The sequence below is a fragment of the Methylocaldum marinum genome, from assembly GCF_003584645.1.
GTDB classification, from domain to species: Bacteria; Pseudomonadota; Gammaproteobacteria; order Methylococcales; family Methylococcaceae; genus Methylocaldum; species Methylocaldum marinum.
The window spans coordinates 3425303-3443124 of the sequence record NZ_AP017928.1; the positions used below are offsets into that span (position 1 = coordinate 3425303).

14 protein-coding genes are annotated in these 17822 nt (G+C 61.1%); 10 read left to right on the plus strand and 4 right to left on the minus strand.

Features of this window, described 5'->3' with window-relative positions; all coding sequences use genetic code 11:
• Window positions 1-5 precede the first annotated feature (5 nt).
• The 3 genes from sS8_RS14995 to sS8_RS15005 all read left to right on the plus strand — a co-directional run bounded on the left by sS8_RS14995 (window position 6) and on the right by sS8_RS15005 (window position 5558).
• Window positions 6-1820, plus strand: a complete 1815-nt coding sequence (locus sS8_RS14995) for a ShlB/FhaC/HecB family hemolysin secretion/activation protein (RefSeq protein ID WP_119630315.1) — start codon at window positions 6-8, stop codon at window positions 1818-1820.
• 185 nt (window positions 1821-2005) lie between these two features.
• Complete coding sequence (locus tag sS8_RS15000) at window positions 2006-2725, plus strand: energy transducer TonB (protein WP_170161097.1); 720 nt, start codon at window positions 2006-2008, stop codon at window positions 2723-2725.
• Between the two features lie 907 nt (window positions 2726-3632).
• Complete coding sequence (locus sS8_RS15005; RefSeq protein WP_119630317.1) at window positions 3633-5558, plus strand: beta strand repeat-containing protein; 1926 nt, start codon at window positions 3633-3635, stop codon at window positions 5556-5558.
• A 289-nt stretch (window positions 5559-5847) separates the two neighbouring features.
• Here sS8_RS15005 and sS8_RS15010 read toward each other — a convergent pair whose 3' ends face one another.
• Window positions 5848-6057 (minus strand): di-heme oxidoredictase family protein, encoded by a 210-nt coding sequence (locus sS8_RS15010; RefSeq protein WP_232020324.1) that lies wholly within the window; start codon window positions 6055-6057, stop codon window positions 5848-5850.
• Here sS8_RS15010 and sS8_RS15015 point away from each other — a divergent pair.
• The 6 genes from sS8_RS15015 (at window position 6017) to sS8_RS15040 (ending at window position 12356) form a co-directional block, all read left to right on the plus strand.
• Complete coding sequence (locus sS8_RS15015) at window positions 6017-6280, plus strand: hypothetical protein (RefSeq protein WP_145986550.1); 264 nt, start codon at window positions 6017-6019, stop codon at window positions 6278-6280. The two genes, sS8_RS15010 and sS8_RS15015, sit on opposite strands and share 41 nt — an antisense overlap.
• 331 nt (window positions 6281-6611) lie before the next feature.
• Window positions 6612-7298 carry an Hpt domain-containing protein gene (locus sS8_RS15020; RefSeq protein ID WP_119630320.1) on the plus strand — a complete coding sequence of 229 codons (687 nt, stop codon included), beginning with the start codon at window positions 6612-6614 and terminating at the stop codon, window positions 7296-7298.
• Entirely contained in the window at window positions 7295-8575 is a 1281-nt protein-coding gene (locus sS8_RS15025; protein WP_119630321.1) for a diguanylate cyclase domain-containing protein, read from the plus strand. Before sS8_RS15020 ends, sS8_RS15025 begins: the two co-directional genes overlap by 4 nt.
• A 57-nt stretch (window positions 8576-8632) precedes the next feature.
• On the plus strand, window positions 8633-9124 hold the full coding sequence (locus tag sS8_RS15030) for a FecR family protein (protein ID WP_170161098.1): 492 nt from the start codon (window positions 8633-8635) through the stop codon (window positions 9122-9124).
• Window positions 9125-9128: 4 nt separating this feature from the next.
• Window positions 9129-9713, plus strand: a complete 585-nt coding sequence (locus sS8_RS15035; RefSeq protein WP_119630323.1) for an OmpA family protein — start codon at window positions 9129-9131, stop codon at window positions 9711-9713.
• 12 nt (window positions 9714-9725) lie between these two features.
• Window positions 9726-12356 carry a CHASE2 domain-containing protein gene (locus tag sS8_RS15040; RefSeq protein ID WP_119630324.1) on the plus strand — a complete coding sequence of 877 codons (2631 nt, stop codon included), beginning with the start codon at window positions 9726-9728 and terminating at the stop codon, window positions 12354-12356.
• A gap of 202 nt (window positions 12357-12558) precedes the next feature.
• On the opposite strand, the gene sS8_RS15045 is transcribed toward sS8_RS15040, so the two are convergent.
• Entirely contained in the window at window positions 12559-13524 is a 966-nt protein-coding gene (locus sS8_RS15045) for an IS110 family RNA-guided transposase (protein WP_084161956.1), read from the minus strand.
• Between the two features lie 315 nt (window positions 13525-13839).
• On the opposite strand from sS8_RS15045, the gene sS8_RS15050 reads away from it, so the two are divergent.
• On the plus strand, window positions 13840-14328 hold the full coding sequence (locus sS8_RS15050) for a hypothetical protein (RefSeq protein WP_119630325.1): 489 nt from the start codon (window positions 13840-13842) through the stop codon (window positions 14326-14328).
• 424 nt (window positions 14329-14752) lie between these two features.
• On the opposite strand, the gene sS8_RS15055 is transcribed toward sS8_RS15050, so the two are convergent.
• Together sS8_RS15055 and sS8_RS15060 are read right to left on the minus strand one after the other, a co-directional pair.
• On the minus strand, window positions 14753-15961 hold the full coding sequence (locus tag sS8_RS15055; RefSeq protein ID WP_119630326.1) for an NAD-dependent formate dehydrogenase: 1209 nt from the start codon (window positions 15959-15961) through the stop codon (window positions 14753-14755).
• 134 nt (window positions 15962-16095) lie between these two features.
• Window positions 16096-17013 carry a LysR family transcriptional regulator gene (locus sS8_RS15060; protein WP_119630327.1) on the minus strand — a complete coding sequence of 306 codons (918 nt, stop codon included), beginning with the start codon at window positions 17011-17013 and terminating at the stop codon, window positions 16096-16098.
• Window positions 17014-17822: the final 809 nt, after the last annotated feature.

A 17822-nucleotide genomic window follows, 5' to 3' on the forward strand; every position in this document is an offset into this window, starting at 1 on the left:
TCGTCATGCCGCTGCCCTTCCGCCGACATGCCAGCCGCCGCTCGGGACGGCTGGCTCTTTCTCTCCAGTCACTGACCAACAAGAATGAAATGAACCGATCCTTTTGCGCTGCCGCCGCTGCAAAGCGCCGGCCACTCGCCCTTTTTGCCCTTTTGATGGGTTTTGCCTGTTCCGCCGCCGCCCAGACCGCGCCGCCGGTAGCGCCCCCCTTCCGCGCCGGTGATGCGGTGAAGGAAACCCAGCCCCCGCGTCCTCCCACACCGCGCCAAGCGCCGGAACCGGAGATCATCCAGCAGGAAGCGCGTCCGCTGACCCTACCCAAGGGCGCAACGCTGATGGTGCGGGAATTCCGGCTAGAAGGCGCGGAGTTCATCCCCGAAATCGAGCTGCAGGCGGAACTGGCCCCCTACAAGGGACGCGAACTCAGCTTGGCCGAGATTCAGGAGGCGGCCGCCAAGCTGACCGCCCTGTACCGCAGCCGCGGCTTCCTGGTGGCGCGGGCCTATGTGCCCAAGCAGGACGCCACCTCGGGCGTGCTGACCATCCTCATCATCGTCGGCAAGTACGGCAAGGTCTCGCTCAACAACCAGTCGCTGGTGAAGGATAGCTTTCTGCTCGGCACCTTCGCTTCCCTGAACGGGGAAAACGCGGTGTCGCGGGACGACCTGGAACGCGCCATGCTGCTCGTCGATGACATGCCCGGCGCGGCCATGCCCAAGCTCACCATCGGGCGGGGCGAAGCCCGCGGCACCTCGGATTTCGCCATCGATGTGCCCAGAGGCCCGCGGATACAGGGTTATCTACTGGGCGACAACCTGGGCTCGCGCTTTACCGGGGAATACCGGCTGAGCGGCGGGGCATCCGTAAATTCGCTGCTCGGCTACGCCGATCAACTGACCCTCCGCGGGATGGTCACCGACGGCACGGGGATTGGGAACGTCGGCCTGGCCTACAGCTTTCCGCTCCTGAGCAACGGCCTCCGCGCGAATATCGGCGCGTCGGCGACGACCTACGAACTGGGCTCCACCTATGCCGACCTGGATGCGACGGGCGAGGCTTACTACTTCGACGCGGCGGTGAGCTATCCGCTGCTGCGAACCCGCGAACAGAGCGTTTATCTCTCCATGAGGTGGGCGAAGAAGCTGCTGCGCGACCGCATCGGCGCTTTCAACAGCGCGGTTTCCCGAGAGGCGGACGCCGGCACGGTGAGCGCACGCTACGAGCGCTGGGGTTCCCTGTTCGGGATGGGCCTCTACAGCAATCTGACGGGAGGCTTCACCTACGGCAATCTCAGCTTCAAGGACCCGGAGCAGGAAGCGCTCAACGAAGCCAGCATCAACACCGCCGGGGACTACGCGCGGCTCAATATCGATTGGTCCGGCATGCTCGCCCTGGCACCATCCTGGACCCTGTACGCCAACGTGAGCCTGCAGAAGGCGCTGTTGGACAAGAATCTCGACGCGGTCGAGCAGATGAATCTGACGTGCGCCAACTGTGGCGGCGTGAAGGTCTACCGCGAGACGGTGACCGGCGACAACGGCTACATGATCGGCACCGAACTGCGCTACAGCTTGCCGGAATGGGTCGGCATCCGGCATGCGGTAGGCCTGCTCGCCGACACCGGTGCGGTGTACCTGGAACATGGCGACTATGCGCTGTATAGCAACGTCCATCTATCCGACATCGGCGTGGCCTATTACGCGGGCTGGGGGCCGTTCAATACCATGCTCCAGCTTGTGCATAGAATCGGGCCGCGCGACCACGCCGTGGCGGAGGCCGAAGATTTCCGCGTGCGGGCGCAGATCGGCGTGACCTTCTGAACTCGCATAAACGGCTTCGGTATGCACCGCGTGCTGAATAAAGAAGCCATGACGGCGTCGGCTCAGGGAGCTCCTGCGCCATAGGCGAGAGTCGGGGTGCGCACATGATGCCTCACAGTCAAAGTCCCGGGGGTAGCCTGCCGGCATCCGATTTCGGCACTGGCCTGACTCTTTTTTGCTGGGCCTTGTCCTTCGCGCTGCATGCGGTGGCGGCGTTAAGCCTGTGGCACACGAACCCCGGCAAGCCGCCGCCAAAGCGTGAACAACTGCTTGTGGTGCAGGTCGTCGGCCTGGTCAGCACTCGCCAGGTCGAACAGAAGCAAAAGGGCGACGACAGCGAACGCATCGCCCAGACGCCGGCCACGCCGCCGCCACAGGCAGCGGTGAAGAAAACGGAAAAAAAAGCCGTGACGCCGGTGCGTAAAGCGCCGGCTCCCGTGAAAGTGAAAGAGCAGCCGAAGAAGAAAAACGAGCCTAAGCCGGAACCGGAACGACAGGCGGAACCGCCGCCGGAACAACCGACAGCGAGCGCCGCGCCGCCCGCGAGCGAACAGACGACGTCCAGGGGGGCGGACACGCAGCAGGTACAGCAAGCCTTGAAGCCGCAGGAATCGGAAGCGACGCTCATCCGCAAGTACCTCGCCGGTCTTAAACGGGAGATCCAGAACCATCTGGAGTATCCGCGGGAAGCACGCGACGCCGGTTACGTAGGCTCACCGGTGATCCGCTTTACCCTTACCGAGAGCGGCGACATCCTGCCGGGCTCTCTGTCCGTCCATAAGAGCAGCGGTTCGGCCCTGCTCGATGCAAAGGCGCTGCAAGCGGCACGGGACGCTGCTCCGATGGCGAAGCCGCCGCGGCAGATGGCGGTGACGATCACGGTGTTATTCACCCAGGATGGGTGACCGGGCCATCTGACACTTCGACGGCGGCATCTGGTCGCTGTTCGACGCCCCCAATCCGGCCTACGACGACCTCTATACCAAGCTCACCGGCACCGCGTGGTTAGCCGGTGCCCCCGGGCGGGCGCATGGCTCTTCGCCGGCAGCCCTGCGGCGATGATCGGCTCTGCGCGACAAAAGAACCGACCGGTTTCGGCATGAGGACGGCCACCCCGGCTATACGGGCACCCGCGGTCCTCTATCCGGATCGCGATACTCCCCGTTGAGATCCTTGGGCGGAAAGATTGAAGAGGCGATCTCGAACAAAGGCGTAGGTCAGCGATCCTTTGCCGACGAAATCCGTACAGTCGCTTCCCTCAAACCTTCTAAGCGGCCCTCGGAAAGCAGCGATCGCCGCAGCAAGAGTCGTCATAAATATCGTTTTTGCCATAAGCCCCCCCTTCAGGTCAGTCGGTTCCAGGAAATCGCTCAGCCTCCCTTGAGGCGAAAGGCCAACGCTATATATGTCAATAGCCAGCGTTAATCGAGATCTCCGAAACATTTTGTTCCTCCTGAATAACAAGGCATTCAGTAGATAGCCTAACCGTCTGCATATTCAATACGATCAGGACGGGTGCCCGGTCGCCGCATACCGGTTCGACGGCTATCCATCGAAACGGAAAATCGTTCGCACCCGCTCTCTTTTCCGAGAAACGATGTATTCCCGGTATGACACATTGACGATATGTATTTACCTAAATACCGTATATGAAACTTTTTCCGACTTTTTGGCGCACGGCACGGAAGACGGTGTGCGAATTATGAGCGCCTCCCCGAGCCTGAGAAACGGTTCGTTTGTTCTCGTTTCCCAGGCGGGGACGCCGCCCGGACGCGATCAAGCCGGCATACCCGTAATAACAAAGAGATATCCATGAAGAAGAACAAGAACCCTCAGCAGCCTTCCTCAGTGCGCAACCGCCGGGAGACACCGGCGCGGCCCGCCGAACCGATCCATCCGGTGTTGCTCGCGGCAGCGCTGGCAGGTCTCTGGGCAGGGCCCGCACAGGCGGCGTTTACCATCACCGGAGACGTCAGCTCTCCGAGCGGCGGTGCTGACCCAGCGAACTGGGGTGCCGGCACCATAGGCTTCGTCGGCAATACGTCCGACGGCACGCTGACCGTCGATGGCGGAAGCGCGGGCACGGCAATGAGCCTCAGGGTCGGCCGGAACCCGGGCGTGACGGGTACTCTCACCGTGGACGGCGCCGGTTCGTCGTGGACCGGCAACTTACTCGTCGGCGGCGACTTGGGCGGCGGCGGCACCGGCAACGGCGGTACCGGAATCGTCAATCTCACCAACGGCGGAACTATCAGCTCCGGGACGGTCACGTTCGGCGCCTACCCCAACGCCACCGGTATCCTCAACATCAACACCGGCGGGCACTTTATCGGCGGCTTTTTCCTCGGCGGCGGCAGCACGGGAGGCAGCACCGGCATCGCAACCGTGGACGGCGTCGGCTCATCGATCATGGGAACCAATTTTTCAACGGTCGGAAGCTCCGGATATGGACACCTGAAGCTCATCAACGGCGGAAGCATGACCAATAAAGGGGGCACCATCGGCGGCCTGCCCGGCTCGATCGGCATCGTCTCGGTAGACGGTATCGGCTCGCAATGGACGGCAACGACGGATTCCACCAGCGGCATAATCGTTGGCGCCAGAGGGGAGGGCCGCTTGGAAATCACCAACGGCGGCTCCGTCAGCACCACCACGGGCAGAACCGGCCGGCTCGCCGCATCCGCCGGCCGCGTCATCGTGGACGGGCAAGGCTCCGAGTGGTCGATAGGCACTGGCGGTTTGTTCGTCGGCGGAAATAACCCGACCACGACCGGCGTCACCAGCAACAGCCTCATCACCGTGACCGATGGCGCCGCCTTGTCCGTTCAAGCCGATGCTTTACTGGGCGTCAGTGCCGGAGCCGTGGGCGCCTTGATGGTCGCCGGGGCCGGCTCGGCCATGACGAGTACCGGAACTCTCGCGATCGGTTCGGCCGGCGAAGGCCACGCCAGCGTCACGGATGGCGGCACGGTCACCGCTTCTTCGCTTGCCATCAATAACGCATCGCTGTTGACCACGGACCTCGGCAGTTCCGTCGCGGTCGGCGGCGGCGCCGGCACGATCACCAACGACGGCACCATCCGGATCGCCGCCGGCGCTGCGGCGAGCAGCGGGAGCTATACGCCGATCGCCGCCGGCACCTGGGCCGGAACAGGCAGCGTACAAGCTCTGGGCGGCGTGTACGACCCGGCCAACCATGCGGTGACCGTCTCGACCGCCGCAACCGGCACGGCCGGGGTAGCAACCACGATCGATCTGTCGGCTACGCAGCGGCTGCTGATCACTGATCCCGACACCGGCCAAGCCGTCGGCGCCGGCTTTCAAGCGACCGACACGCCTAGCACTACCGGTTTGACCGCCTCGCTCATGGACGGCAGCCAGGTCAGCTCGCTGAAAAACCTGCTCGACCCCGGCAAGACGGTCCTGAGCGCCTGGGACTTTTCCGCTACCGGCCATGCGCCGGGCGATCCGGTCTATCTGTCGTTCGGGGTCGGCGCGGGTCAGCGGTTTCTCGACCTCGCGATCTGGCATTTCGACGGCAAAACCTGGGACAAGTATCTGAACACGGACCTGGCCTACGCGAACGGCTTTGCCAGCTTCGTCGCGACCGGCTTGAGTGCGTACGCGGTGAGCGGGGCTGCGCCGGTGCCCGTGCCGGCGGCGGCCTGGCTTTTCGCCAGCAGTATTGCGGCTCTGGTCGGCCTTGCGCGGCGAAAGGACGGTCCGGCTTCGGCATGAGCGGGAACCACGCCGTATAAAACCGCCGAATCTCGTGATGAGCATCCCGGCCGCCGGCGGCTCGCGGCTCGCGACCCGCGGTCCGGATCGTACTGCTCATTGGAACCGGAGCGGCCTCGGGCGGAAAAAAGGAGGTAATAAGGCGCATCGGAACGCGAACTCTAACGATGCGGTTCCTTCGTCACCGCATCCTACACTTCGTTCACCACAAGCTACGACAGTGGATTGAGCTGAAGCGAGAGCGCGTAGTGTTATTCCAACACGATGCTTCGAGAACGGCTTGATCATCCTAGAGATAAGGGGGCTCGCGAGTAGGTCGGCAATCCTTTGCCGACGCCGCTGTCGGGCCAAGGGTTCTCCCGAGCGCTTTCACCCGATCCCGCGCGACGGCGGCTTCGCCGCCGTGCCATAACACAGCTTCCAGGATGCTGCGGGCGCGGCCGTCGTGGAGAAAGGTGGTGTGTTCGGCGATGCTCGCCGCCAGACCGATGCCCCACAAAGGCGGCGTGCGCCATTCGCCGGGCCCCGCCAGAGCTGAGATCGCTCAAGCCGATCTTGGGTTTTCGGAGAAAAACGGTCTCGCCGTCGGCCAGCGTGACGAGAAACTCCGCGTACTCGATAGAAGCCCTGCCCTCCTCCGCCACGCCGGGAATGCCGTGGTTTTGCAGTTGATCGCCCTGCCTTACATGCAAGATAAGCACATCAACATCAGCGAGTTATAAGAAACATGAGACAGTAACATCAAGAGAACGCAACCCTCACCTGGCCGAAACTCACGTTGAATGACGTTTGACTTTGGAAAAAAAGGACGTTTATGCTTCCGAAGCACACGTTGCCCCAACCATCCACAATCCGACTCGGAAAATTCAACTGACACTGGATTGTCCGCACGTGGCGGCGAATTCGCCCAGTCTTAAAAATTGACGCCTAACTTACCTCTTTGAAGCTTGAAGCGGATTCGAAGTGCAAACCCGCCAGGCGGCCTTGACCACCAGGGCAATCGGGATGGCAATCTTTTAGTTTCTGATCTTCCGCTTTGAATCGGAGTGAGACATGAGCAGCCAAACCGGTGTATTCCGGCGATCCGACCGTGATTTTCCCGAGCCGTCGGCCGCCGCCTTCTCCTTGCCGGGCGTCGACACCGGGCCGGCATTAGCGCGTCTGGGAGTAGACCATGAGTCCTACCTGGAACTGTTGCACGCCTTCGTCGATAGTCACCGGGGAACGCCGGCACGGGTCCGACAACTCGGCTGCAGCGGGGATGTGACGGTGTTGCGCTTGCTGGCGCATACGCTGAAGGGAGATGCCGCCAGCCTCGGTATTACCGCGGTTCGTCTCGCAGCCGGTCGCCTCGAAACAGCGATCCGGGATCGGGCCATCGAAGACTTCGAAGACTTCGAACCGCTGGCACTCGCCCTGGGGGCCGCTGTCGCAACATGCATACGGGAACTGGATGCTTGCCTTCCGGCTCCGGTAATTCCTCGGCCGGAATCGGACCTGGAACCCCAGTCACAGAGTATGTCCTCCATTTTCGCGCTCTTGGAGCGTCAATTGACCGAGCACAGCCTGGAAGCACACCATAGCCTGCGCCGATTGCTACAGCAGCTGCCCGGCCCGGAGTCGGAACAGGCGTTCGCACGAATACACAGGCTGGTGCAGCAGTTGCAATACGATCGTGCTTTGCAAGCCTTGCGGCAGGAAGCCGCCCGTCGCGGCTGGATTCGGGATCGCGCGACATGAATTCACGACGGCCGACGTTATTGATCGTCGACGACTCGCCGACCGAAATACGGCTCTTGGGCCAAGTCCTCGGCAAAGACCACGATGTCCGCTTCGCGACATCCGGGGAAGAGGCGCTGACTCTGATCCGGCGCTGGCCGCCCGACCTGGTCCTGCTGGATCTGGTCATGCCGGAGATGAACGGTCATGAAGTGTGCAGAGGGCTTAAAGCCGACCCGGCTACCCGCCACATACCCATTATTTTCATCACGGGGGCCAGCGATGAGGATAATGAAGTACAAAGTCTTGAAGCGGGCGCGGCAGACTATATCAGCAAGCCGATCAACGTCCCGATACTCCGAACCCGCATCCGAAACCAGCTCCAGCTGCACCAAGCCCTGACGGAAATGCGTTTGGCCGCCAGTGTGTTTCACAACACCATGGAAGGAATCCTGGTTGCGAATCCCGAAAAAAACATCATCGACGTCAACGAAGCCTTCTGCCGGATGACCGGTTACGACCGCCGGGATCTTATCGGTAAAAACATCGGGATACTGTATTCCGACCGGCTCGAAGCCACTTTCTACAGCGACATGTGGAATACCGTACAGCGCCACGGCCATTGGGCGGGAGAAATCTGGAGCCGGATAAAAAGCGGCGAGAGTCATCCGCAACTGCTCAACCTGTCGCGTGTTCAGGATGACGGAGGAGAAACCAGCCACTTCGTCTTCATCTATTCCGACGTGCGCTTTCTCCTGGATCAGAGCAAGCGCTTGGAGCACCTGGCCTATTATGACGCATTAACCGATCTGCCCAATCGCCACCTGTTGATGGACCGGTTGCACCAGCTGGTCACGCAGGGACAGCGCTGCTGTACGCAAGGGGCCGTCGCGCTACTGGATCTGGACGGATTCAAACCCGTGAACGACCGCTTCGGCCATTATGCGGGCGATGCCGTACTGATCCAGATCGCGGAGCGGCTGAAAGGAATACTCAGGGCGAGCGATACCGCCGGACGGCTGGGAGGTGACGAATTCGTGCTGATTTTGCCGGACCTGAACGCCGAAGCGGAAATCGAGAACTCGCTGACCAGAATTCTGCAAAGCATCGCCGAACCGATAGCCCTACCCCGAGAGCAGGTCGTCGTAACCGGCAGTATCGGCGTAGCCTTCTACCCTCGGGACGGTCTCGATCCGGATCGGCTGGTACGGCGGGCGGACCGGGCGATGTATCGGGCGAAGGCGGCAGGCAGCAACTGCTTTCGGATTTACGATGCCGAATCGGATGGCGACATCTAGCCGGCCGCGGAAACGACTGCGCCGGATCGCATGGATTTTTACATCGGGAGACCATCGTTGAAACAACGAGTTGGATTCATGGGACTGAAAAAGAAAGGCAGCGGAAGTTTTCGATTTCCGCTTTGCGCATGGGCGTTGTTTGCAAGCCTGGCAGCCGATGCGGCGGCCATGGCACAAGAAGCGGTGGCCCGCCTGAAAACCGTCAGTGGCGAGGTCCATGTATCCCGCGACAACAAGATTGCCCGCGTCCTTGCCGGGGCGCCCCTCTTCTCCGGCGACATCGTGATCACGGAAGGCGACGGTTCCGCTGGAATCACCTTTACGGACGGAAGCCGAGTGAGCATGGGACCCGACTCCGAACTCCGGATCGATCGATATCGCTTCGCCCCCATCCAGCAGGACTATGCCTTTGATCTCTATTTGCGCAAAGGTTCAGCCGCGTTTTCCACCGGGAAATTCGGCAAGCTGGCTCCGGGGGCCGTGCAGATCAATACACCGCAGGCCGCCGTGGGAATTCGCGGCACCAAATTTCTGATCAAGGTGGAGTAGAAAAATGCAGCGATGGGGATCAATCCCGCTAGCCGCCCTGCTGCTGGCGGGATGTACGCCGGGAACCACCGTGGTTCTGGTTCCGGATGACGACGGCAAGGTCGGGCAACTGACCGTCGCCAGCGGCGGGAGCAGCCGGACGCTGGACCGATCCTCGGCCTATGTCGAGGTCACGGACCAAATATCGGACATCAAGCACATGGACGCCGCAAAAATGCAAGATCTGTTCGGCGTGGCGCTCGCGGCGGCGCCGCCGAAACCGCGAAGTTTTCTGCTTTATTTCAGGAAAGACTCCACCGACCTGCTGGCCGATTCCAAGGCCATGATCCCGAACATCGCCAAGGCGATCCGGTCGCGGCCTTTGGCCGAAGTCACCCTGATCGGCCACTCCGATCATGTGGGCAACAATGATTACAACGAACGCCTGTCGGCAGCGCGGGCACAGTCGGTGCGCACGCTGCTGCTGGAAGAAGATGTCGATCCGGAGGTCCTGGAAGTGAACAGCTACGGTTTCCGGGCGCCCCTGGTACCCGCCCCCGCGGGCGTGGAGGAACCCAGAAACCGCCGGGTGGAAGTCTTTCTGCGCTGAAGGCCGGCATCCGTGGATACAAACTCGGAAAAGCCATGCCAGACATTCGGCGAAACACCTGCCCGCATCGTACTGAGCGTGGGCTGCTTGGTCACCGGGCTCGCGGCATTGCTGCAGCTCGCCGGCTGGACGCTCTGGGCCCGGTTCGACAATTTCGTTTTCGACCACTTCGCTCGCTGGCACGCCGATGCGGCGGCGGCCGAACAGGCGGTGATCGTGGACATCGACGAAAATGCCCTGTCCGCGGTCGGCCAATGGCCATGGCCGCGTTATCACGTGGCGAGCCTCATCAAGACGATCAACGCGGCAGACCCTCGGGTCGTCGGTCTCGACATCCTGTTCCCGGAACAGGATCGAACCTCGCTGACCACCTTGCGGGAAAGCTTTCGGCGGGACTTTGATCTGGCGCTGAATTTCAGCGGGGTCCCGCCGGGACTGGAGGATAATGACGGTTATCTGGGCGCGGTGCTTGCCGAAAGCAAAGCCGTCGGCTCGATTTTCTTTTACCCGAATCTGCGCAACACGGAACCGCCGTGCGTTTTGTCCCCGGTTCGATTGCACGGCGAGCGCGAGCTTATAGCCCCCCCGGAAGGCAAAGGCGTGCTCTGCAACATCCCCAAGGTACACGCGGGCCTTGGCGGTTCCGGCTTTATCAACGCCGCCGCCGATGCCGACGGCTATCTGCGCCGTCTGCCCATGCTGTACGCTTACCAGGGGCAACTCTATCCCAGCTTCACATTGGCTCTGCTGCTGCGGATGGCGGATACCGATACGGTTCGGGTCGAGTCCGATGCCATCGGCCCGCTATTGCGGGTGGCAGGCTTTTCCGTTCCGGTGGACAAGCAGGGTGCGGCCCTGTTGCGTTTCCAGGCCCCGGCTCAAGCCCGGCGCCGAGTTTCCGCTCTCGATATTCTCCGGGCGGATGCTGTACCGGGAGATTTGGCGGGGAAGGTCATCTTGCTCGGGTCAACCGCCGTCGGTCTGGCCGACCGGCATCGCAGCGCGGTCGAGCCGAACTTATCGGGAACCGAAGCCAACGCCGTACTGATCGACAATATTCTGAACGGCGCTTTCTATCGGGAGCCGACATGGCAGCTCCGGTTTAGCCTGGGCGCCGTGTTGACGGCGGGCTTGTTGGCCGCGGTATTGTTTGCCTACTGCTCGGCCGTGCGGGCGACGCTCGGCGTAGTCCTGCTCGGCGGAACCTTTTGCACTCTCAGCCTCGGTCTGTTTGTCGCAAGCGGAGTCATTCTGCATGTGACGGCGCCTGTCTCGACTCTCGCCGTGGAATCGGGTGTACTCGCTTTTCTGCTTTACCGCCGGCACGAACGAATCGCGACGGCGTCTCGCCGCGCCCGGGACAGAGCCGTGGCGGCCAACCGGGCCAAAAACGAATTTTTTGCCCATTTGAGTCACGAAATCCGCACTCCGCTGCACGGCATATTGACTGCCGCGAAACTGCTTCCGATGGATCGACTGGAGCCCAGAGAACAAGAATATGCGGCGATCATCCGAAACAGCGGCGAAACCTTGTTGACAATGCTCAACAATATGCTCGACCTGTCGAAAATCGAGGCCGGCAAACTGGACCTCGACGTGTCCGAATTCGAGCTCCCCAATCTCCTCGACGAAGTGGTTCGTCTGTTCCGGGTGCGCGCGGAAGCAAAAGATCTCCAATTTTTCTGCCGCCTGGATCCCGAAACGCCCGGCCGCATTCGAGGCGATGCTCGCTACCTGAAACAGATCCTGACCAATCTGATCGACAACGCCATCAAGTTCACCGAACACGGCGAGGTGGTCTTGACGGTTTCACGCCGGCAGGAAGATGCCGCGTCGATCACGCTGCTTTTCAATGTCTCCGACACCGGTATCGGCATTCCACCGGAACAGTTGGACGAGATTTTTGCGCCGTTCGTGCAGGCCGATGCATCCCGGTCGCGAGAATATGGCGGCACCGGCCTAGGGCTAGCCATCAGCGCGCGCCTGGTCGAACTGATGGGCGGCAAGCATGGCGTGGTGAGCGAGCTCGAACAAGGCTCCCGCTTCTGGTTTACGGCCGTATTCGGTGCCGTTCAGGAAGCCCGGCCGGCCGGCGATATCCCCGCCGGATTGCCGGCCCCGCGCATGCCGGTAGCGCAGGGAAGCCCCGCAGAGAACGCATGCTTAGCCGAACGGCCCCTGCCCGCGCGGGTTTCGAAACATCAGCAAGCGGCACCGGAATTGCGCGACACGCCCGCCGACATGGACGATCCGCATCGCTTCCCACGTTCTTCTCACAGAATCCTGATCGCGGACGACAGCCCGGTCAACCGCACATTGATGCTCGCCCTGCTCCGCAACCTGGGTTACCGGGCCGATGCGGTCAGTAATGGCCTTACCTGCCTGGAAGCGCTGCGCAAAGGCCGTTACGATCTGGTTTTCATGGATTGCCTGATGCCCGAAATGGACGGCTACATGGCGACCCGCAATATCCGGGCAGGCGGACTGGGCGCTGCCAACAGCACCTTGCCCATTATCGCCCTGAGCGCCAACGCCGCGGCCGAGGAACAGACAAAGTGCATGGCGGCAGGGATGGACGGTTACCTGACAAAGCCGGTAGATACGGAGCAGCTCAAGCAGATACTGGCGATCTATCTGGAGTGAGCTGAAGCGAGAGAGCGTAGTCTTACTGTGCGCAAAGAAAGTAAAGTTCTATTCGAATCGCCCTCACCCCGCCCCTCTCCAAGAGGGAGAGGCAGTGCTCCTGACTTTACTTTCTTAACCATTGGTATTTCAAAATGATGCTTCGATAGCGGCTTGGCGATCCTAGAGATAAGGGGATCGCGAGTAGATACTGTTATCCGGGTCAAGTGCCATGGAGTGCTGGATCGAAGGGTTTTCCGGACTTGAGGACGCCGAAAGCGACCTGGAGGAGCTTGCGCATCATGGCACCGATGATGAGCTTGGCGGGCTTGCCCGAGAGCGCGAGCCGGTTCTTGAAGGGCTGGCCCCAAGCGGTCTTATACAGGATCACCATGGCTGGCATGTAGAGGGCTTTGCGCAAGAAGGCATGGCCGACCTTGGACAGCCGCGGCTTGGTTTTCACGCTCGTTCCGGACTCCTGCCGGCGCGGGTCGAGCCCGGCGAAGGCGACGGCTTGTCGGCTATTGGCGAAGCGGCTGGGCTCGGCATAGAAGGCGAGCAGAATGGCGATGGTGCGTTCCCCGATACCGGGGATGCTCTCGAGTAATTCGCGCTTCCCCTTCAGATCGGGGTTAGAGTCGATGTGCTCATTGATGGTTTTGATCAGGCTCTTGATCTGCTGATCGAGCCAATTCAGGTGTTCTTGAATGTTGGTGCGCACCGCGTCCCGGGCGACCTCCAGGCGGTTACTTTCCTGGGTCCGCAGGGCTTGCAACGCATCCAGACGCAACACGAGCGCGCGCAAGGCGATTTCGGCTTCGCTTCTCGCCTGCCAGGGAGGCGGATGGCGTTCGGCGCAAAATTCGGCGATGAGGCGCGCATCGACGGCATCGGTTTTGGTCCGGGTTAAGCGGGAAGCGGCATAGGCTTTGATTTGGGCGGGGTTGATGACGCTGACAGTGAATCCTTGGGTAGCCAAGCACTGGGCGACGTCTTCCCAATACACCCCAGTGGCTTCCATACACACGTGAACATTCCGTGCCTCTGGGCCGGTGAGCCAAGTGACGAGGGTGGCGAACCCGTCTTGGGAGTTGGCGATGACTTTGGTTCGGAACTTCCCGTTGGGGAGGCGTAACGCGCAGTCCAGTTTGGCTTTGGCGACATCAATTCCGAGATAAAACGTGGGCATCATGAACCTCAAATGATCTACCTTGTGAATGCGGGCTGCCGGCAAGCCGGGCCGAAGATACTGTTCGATCGCTCGATGAGGGTGAGCGACTGCTGCATCGATCTACGCAACGGGCTTGGTGTCCCAAGGGCGGGAACGGCATCCAGTCGCTCAAACCTGGAGCGCCCTCCAGGCCTGGGGTGACCGGTCGGGAGTCTTCTCCAACCCCTTCCGAACCACACGGAATTCATAATACAAGGTCGGGAATCCTTTCCCGACGAATTCTTTGGCCCAACCGCTGCACTGTCCGGCGCATCCTCGATCAACAGCGTCACCTTGCATTTGGTGTTGGGACAGGTCGCCGGCTCCGGCGGCTGCGGCGGGGGATGCAGCGCCGACACCACCCCGCGCGTCATCAAGCTGCACAAGGTCACGAGCGGGATGTGGGGAGAAGGCTCGACCGGGAACGGTTACACGACGATAGGCGGGACCGGCGGAGGATTTTCCGCGAACACCGGAGACGCGACTTGGAATGCCTACTACCATTCATCGCCGACCTGGAGCAATGCCGGAGGCGATTACAGCAGCACGGTCAGCGCCTCGACGACCGTCAGCCAAACGGTCAACACCAGCTATTCCTGGTCGCACTCGAACATGGTGAGCGACGTGCAGGCGTGGCTGAACAGCCCTTCCACCAACTACGGCTGGATCCTCGTCAACGACGACGAGTCGTCACAGAAAACTTTCCGCGCCTTCTACAGCAAGGAGGCCGAGGCGAACTCGGTCGGGACGGGTCCCATACTGGAGATTGACTACACGCCTTGATGGGGCCGGTAACGGGCGGCGTTGGTAGCGTCCGTTCATCCCGATCCCGCCCCGCCGGCCAGGCGTTTTCCACCTTGGGGACTCAAACCCGGCGCCACAACGAGGCTAAAGGAAACTCGGTGTTCCGGTTGTTCGCAAAGTTGGGTCGAGAAGCGGACGGTCCAGGTAACTTTGCTCCGGTTCAATAATGAAGAAAGGCCATATGGCCCGGATTCCCGGTCGAACCGGTCGAGGAGGCATCACGGCAGGATGCCTCATCTGCCACGCGACTCGTCCTATTGATCAGACCTGTCAATACCAGGAGGGTATTTACAGGCCACCGCTCAGGCCGATGCACGCCCGGCCCGGGCTCACGCGGCTTGTTGCCGCGCCGGGGCGTCCCTGCCCCAGATTAACCCGGCCTATATATTTACAGGCCAGGTTACTAAGCGACAGTCGTCTTGAACTTGGCGGCTTCTTCCGAACCGCCGGTGGCGTTGCCCTTGCTGTAGGAGTGGGCGCCGACCCCGGCCAGTTGCCCGCCTTGCACCACCAGGTATTCGTTACGGATCGGGCGGCCTTCGAAATAGCACTCCAGGATTTCGCGAACGCCCGCGGCATACCGCGTCTGCGCCGACAGACTGGTGCCGGAGATATGCGGCGTCATGCCGTGATGCGGCATGGTGCGCCAGGGATGGTCGTTGGCAGGCGGTTGCGGAAACCAGACGTCGCCGGCGTACCCCGCCAGGTGGCCGCTTTCCAGCGCCGCGGCGATCGCATCGCGGTCGCACAGCTTGCCGCGTGCGGTGTTGACCAGATAGGTGCCGCGTTTGAAGAACTTGAGCGTCTCGGCGTTGATCATGTGCTCGGTTTCCGGATGTAGCGGACAGTTCAAGGTCACCACGTCACACACTTTGGCCAGACTTTCCAGGCTGGCGTGATAGGTCAGGCTAAGTTCCTGCTCGACCGCTTCCGGTAAGCGATGGCGATCCATATAGTGCAGCTTGACGTCGAAAGGCTTCAGCAAGCGCAACACGCGCAGGCCGATGCGGCCCGCCGCCACCGTGCCGACGCTCATGGCCTCCAGGTCATAGGAGCGCGAAACGCAATCGGCGATGTTCCAGCCACCCTTAAGCACCCACTGGTGGGAGGGAATGAAATTGCGCACCAGGATCAGAATCGACATCACCACGTGCTCCGCCACGCTGTTGCTGTTGCAATAGGTGACTTCGGCCACGGTGATATTGCGTTCCATCGCGGCCTGCAAATCGGTGTGGTCGGAACCGATACCGGCGGTAACGATCATCTTGAGTTTTTTCGCCTTGGCGATGCGTTCGGCGGTCATGTAGGCCGGCCAGAACGGTTGGGAAATGACGATCTCCGCGTCGGGCAGTTCCCGGTCCAGCACGCTGTCGGCGCCGTCCTTGCTGGACGTGACCACGAGCTGATGGCCGTTGGCTTCCAGGTACTTGCGCAGGCCCAGTTCGCCGGAAACGCTGCCCAGCAAGGCGCCGGGCTTGAAGTCGATCGCCTTGGGGGTCGGTAAGGTTTGTCCGTCCGGGTAACGCTCCGGCTGCGGACAATCGTCCCGCGCGTAGGATTTCGGATAACCATCGACCGGATCGTCATACAGCACGCAAACGACTTTTGCCATTTTTCTCCACCTTGCTTGAATGTTGTTAGGGGGTGGGTTCGGCCGGAGCGCCGCCCGAACCCGGTAATTCCCGGCCAGGTGGTCGGTATTGTCTAGTTAGGCTCGCGGCAGGGCCAATCGTTTGCGTCTATGGGTCAATTCATGGCGTTTATCAGGGCATCGAGACGGGCCTGCAAGTCGAGTCGGGCCGCGATGTTCCAGGCGGACTCTTGCACCGGCGGCATGGGGTCATGAAAGCGTGAAATGAAGCCGATGGATCTCGATAGTTCAGGATTCACGGGGATCGCGGTGACCTCCTGACGCATCTCGAACAGGCTCAGGAGGCTGTGGGGAACCACGCTGTACAACCCGGCGCAGCGGACATGGGCGTACAGGGCCAACACCGAGTCGGTTTCCAGCACCACCCGCGGCGATACGCCGGCCTCCCGGAAGGCGGCGTCGATGAGGCGGCGGTTCTGCATATTCGGTGTCAGCAGACAGAGCGGGAGTTCGGCGATGTCGGCCCAGGTCGGTTTGCCGGTGGCCACAGGGAGGTCAGGATCGCGGGCCAACAGCACATGCCGCTCCCGATACAGGGACAATGTCCGGAAGCCCTTGAGACGGGGATCGTCCAGATAGGTCAAACCCAGATCGAGTTCAAACCGATCGAGTTGGCGAATCAAGTCCTCAGCGCAAAGCGATAGCAACTGGATGGCCACGCCGGGACATTCCGCCTGGTAAGGCCCCGTGAACTGGGGGGTCACTGCCAGGGTCGTCGGAATCGCCCCGATCCGTAAGGTGCCGGTGATTTGCCGGCTGCACAGCGCCGCTTCCTGCCGCATGCCTTCCCAGTCCCGCGCCAGAATTCGCGCCCATTGCAGCAGCCGCTCGCCTTCCGGCGTAAAGCCCTGGAACCGCTGGCCGCGCCGGACAATGACGACACCCAACTCTTCCTCCAAATGCTGTATGGCGGTCGACAAGGCCGGTTGAGACACATTGCAGATTTCCGCTGCACGACCAAAATGGCCGGTTTTGGCCAGCGCGATCAAGTAATGGACTTGACGGATAAACATGAAGATCACTGCTGCGCGGTTGAATGTGGAACACGGCATCCATTCCCCGAAAGCGGTCGCTTGAAGACCGCTTCCAAAACACGGTGACAGTCCCATTGCTTGCAAAAACTATCGAACGATCAAATGCCTTCCCGCCGGCCGGGAGTTTAAGTTCATCGATGGCACTGAAAGGGTGCGTTGTGCAACAAATAGGCACATCGTTCGTGCGGTCTTTATCTGCACGGAAGGCTCCTGGGGCGAAATGTCCGCCCAAAACCTTGAACTCACGCAAAAAAAACCAAACCAGTCACAACTGGTATACATCCTGCTTTAGTTTCGTTATAACTTACACTATACATCGATAACAAAGCCCGAGCGAAACATCTCCAGCCGGCCGAACATACGGCGGCGGTTTCCGCTTTGCAGCGCATTACTAATGGTCAAGAAAGTAAAGCCACAAGAGCCCCCTCTCCCTCTGGGACAAATCGGCAGGACTGCCGATTTGCACGCGTGAGCGCCGCTTGCGGCTCCGCACAGGGAATGTGCGGAGTGACTGGGCTGGGGTGAGGGCGATTCGAATAGGGCTTTACTTTCTTTACGCACATTAAAAGGTCATTCCGATGCAGGTCAGAAAGCAATCATGAGACCCGGTACGCAAATCCGACCGCCTTCATTGCGAAAGTCGTTATATATCATTTTTTACAGCGATATGAGGCGAACGAATCCAGCGGCATCGGTAAACATCGGCGGTCGGAGCGCCTCCCGCACCGTGTACACCGGCGTCAGGACATTTCGCGCCTCCTTTGCAAGGAGACTCTTCCGCAGGGTTA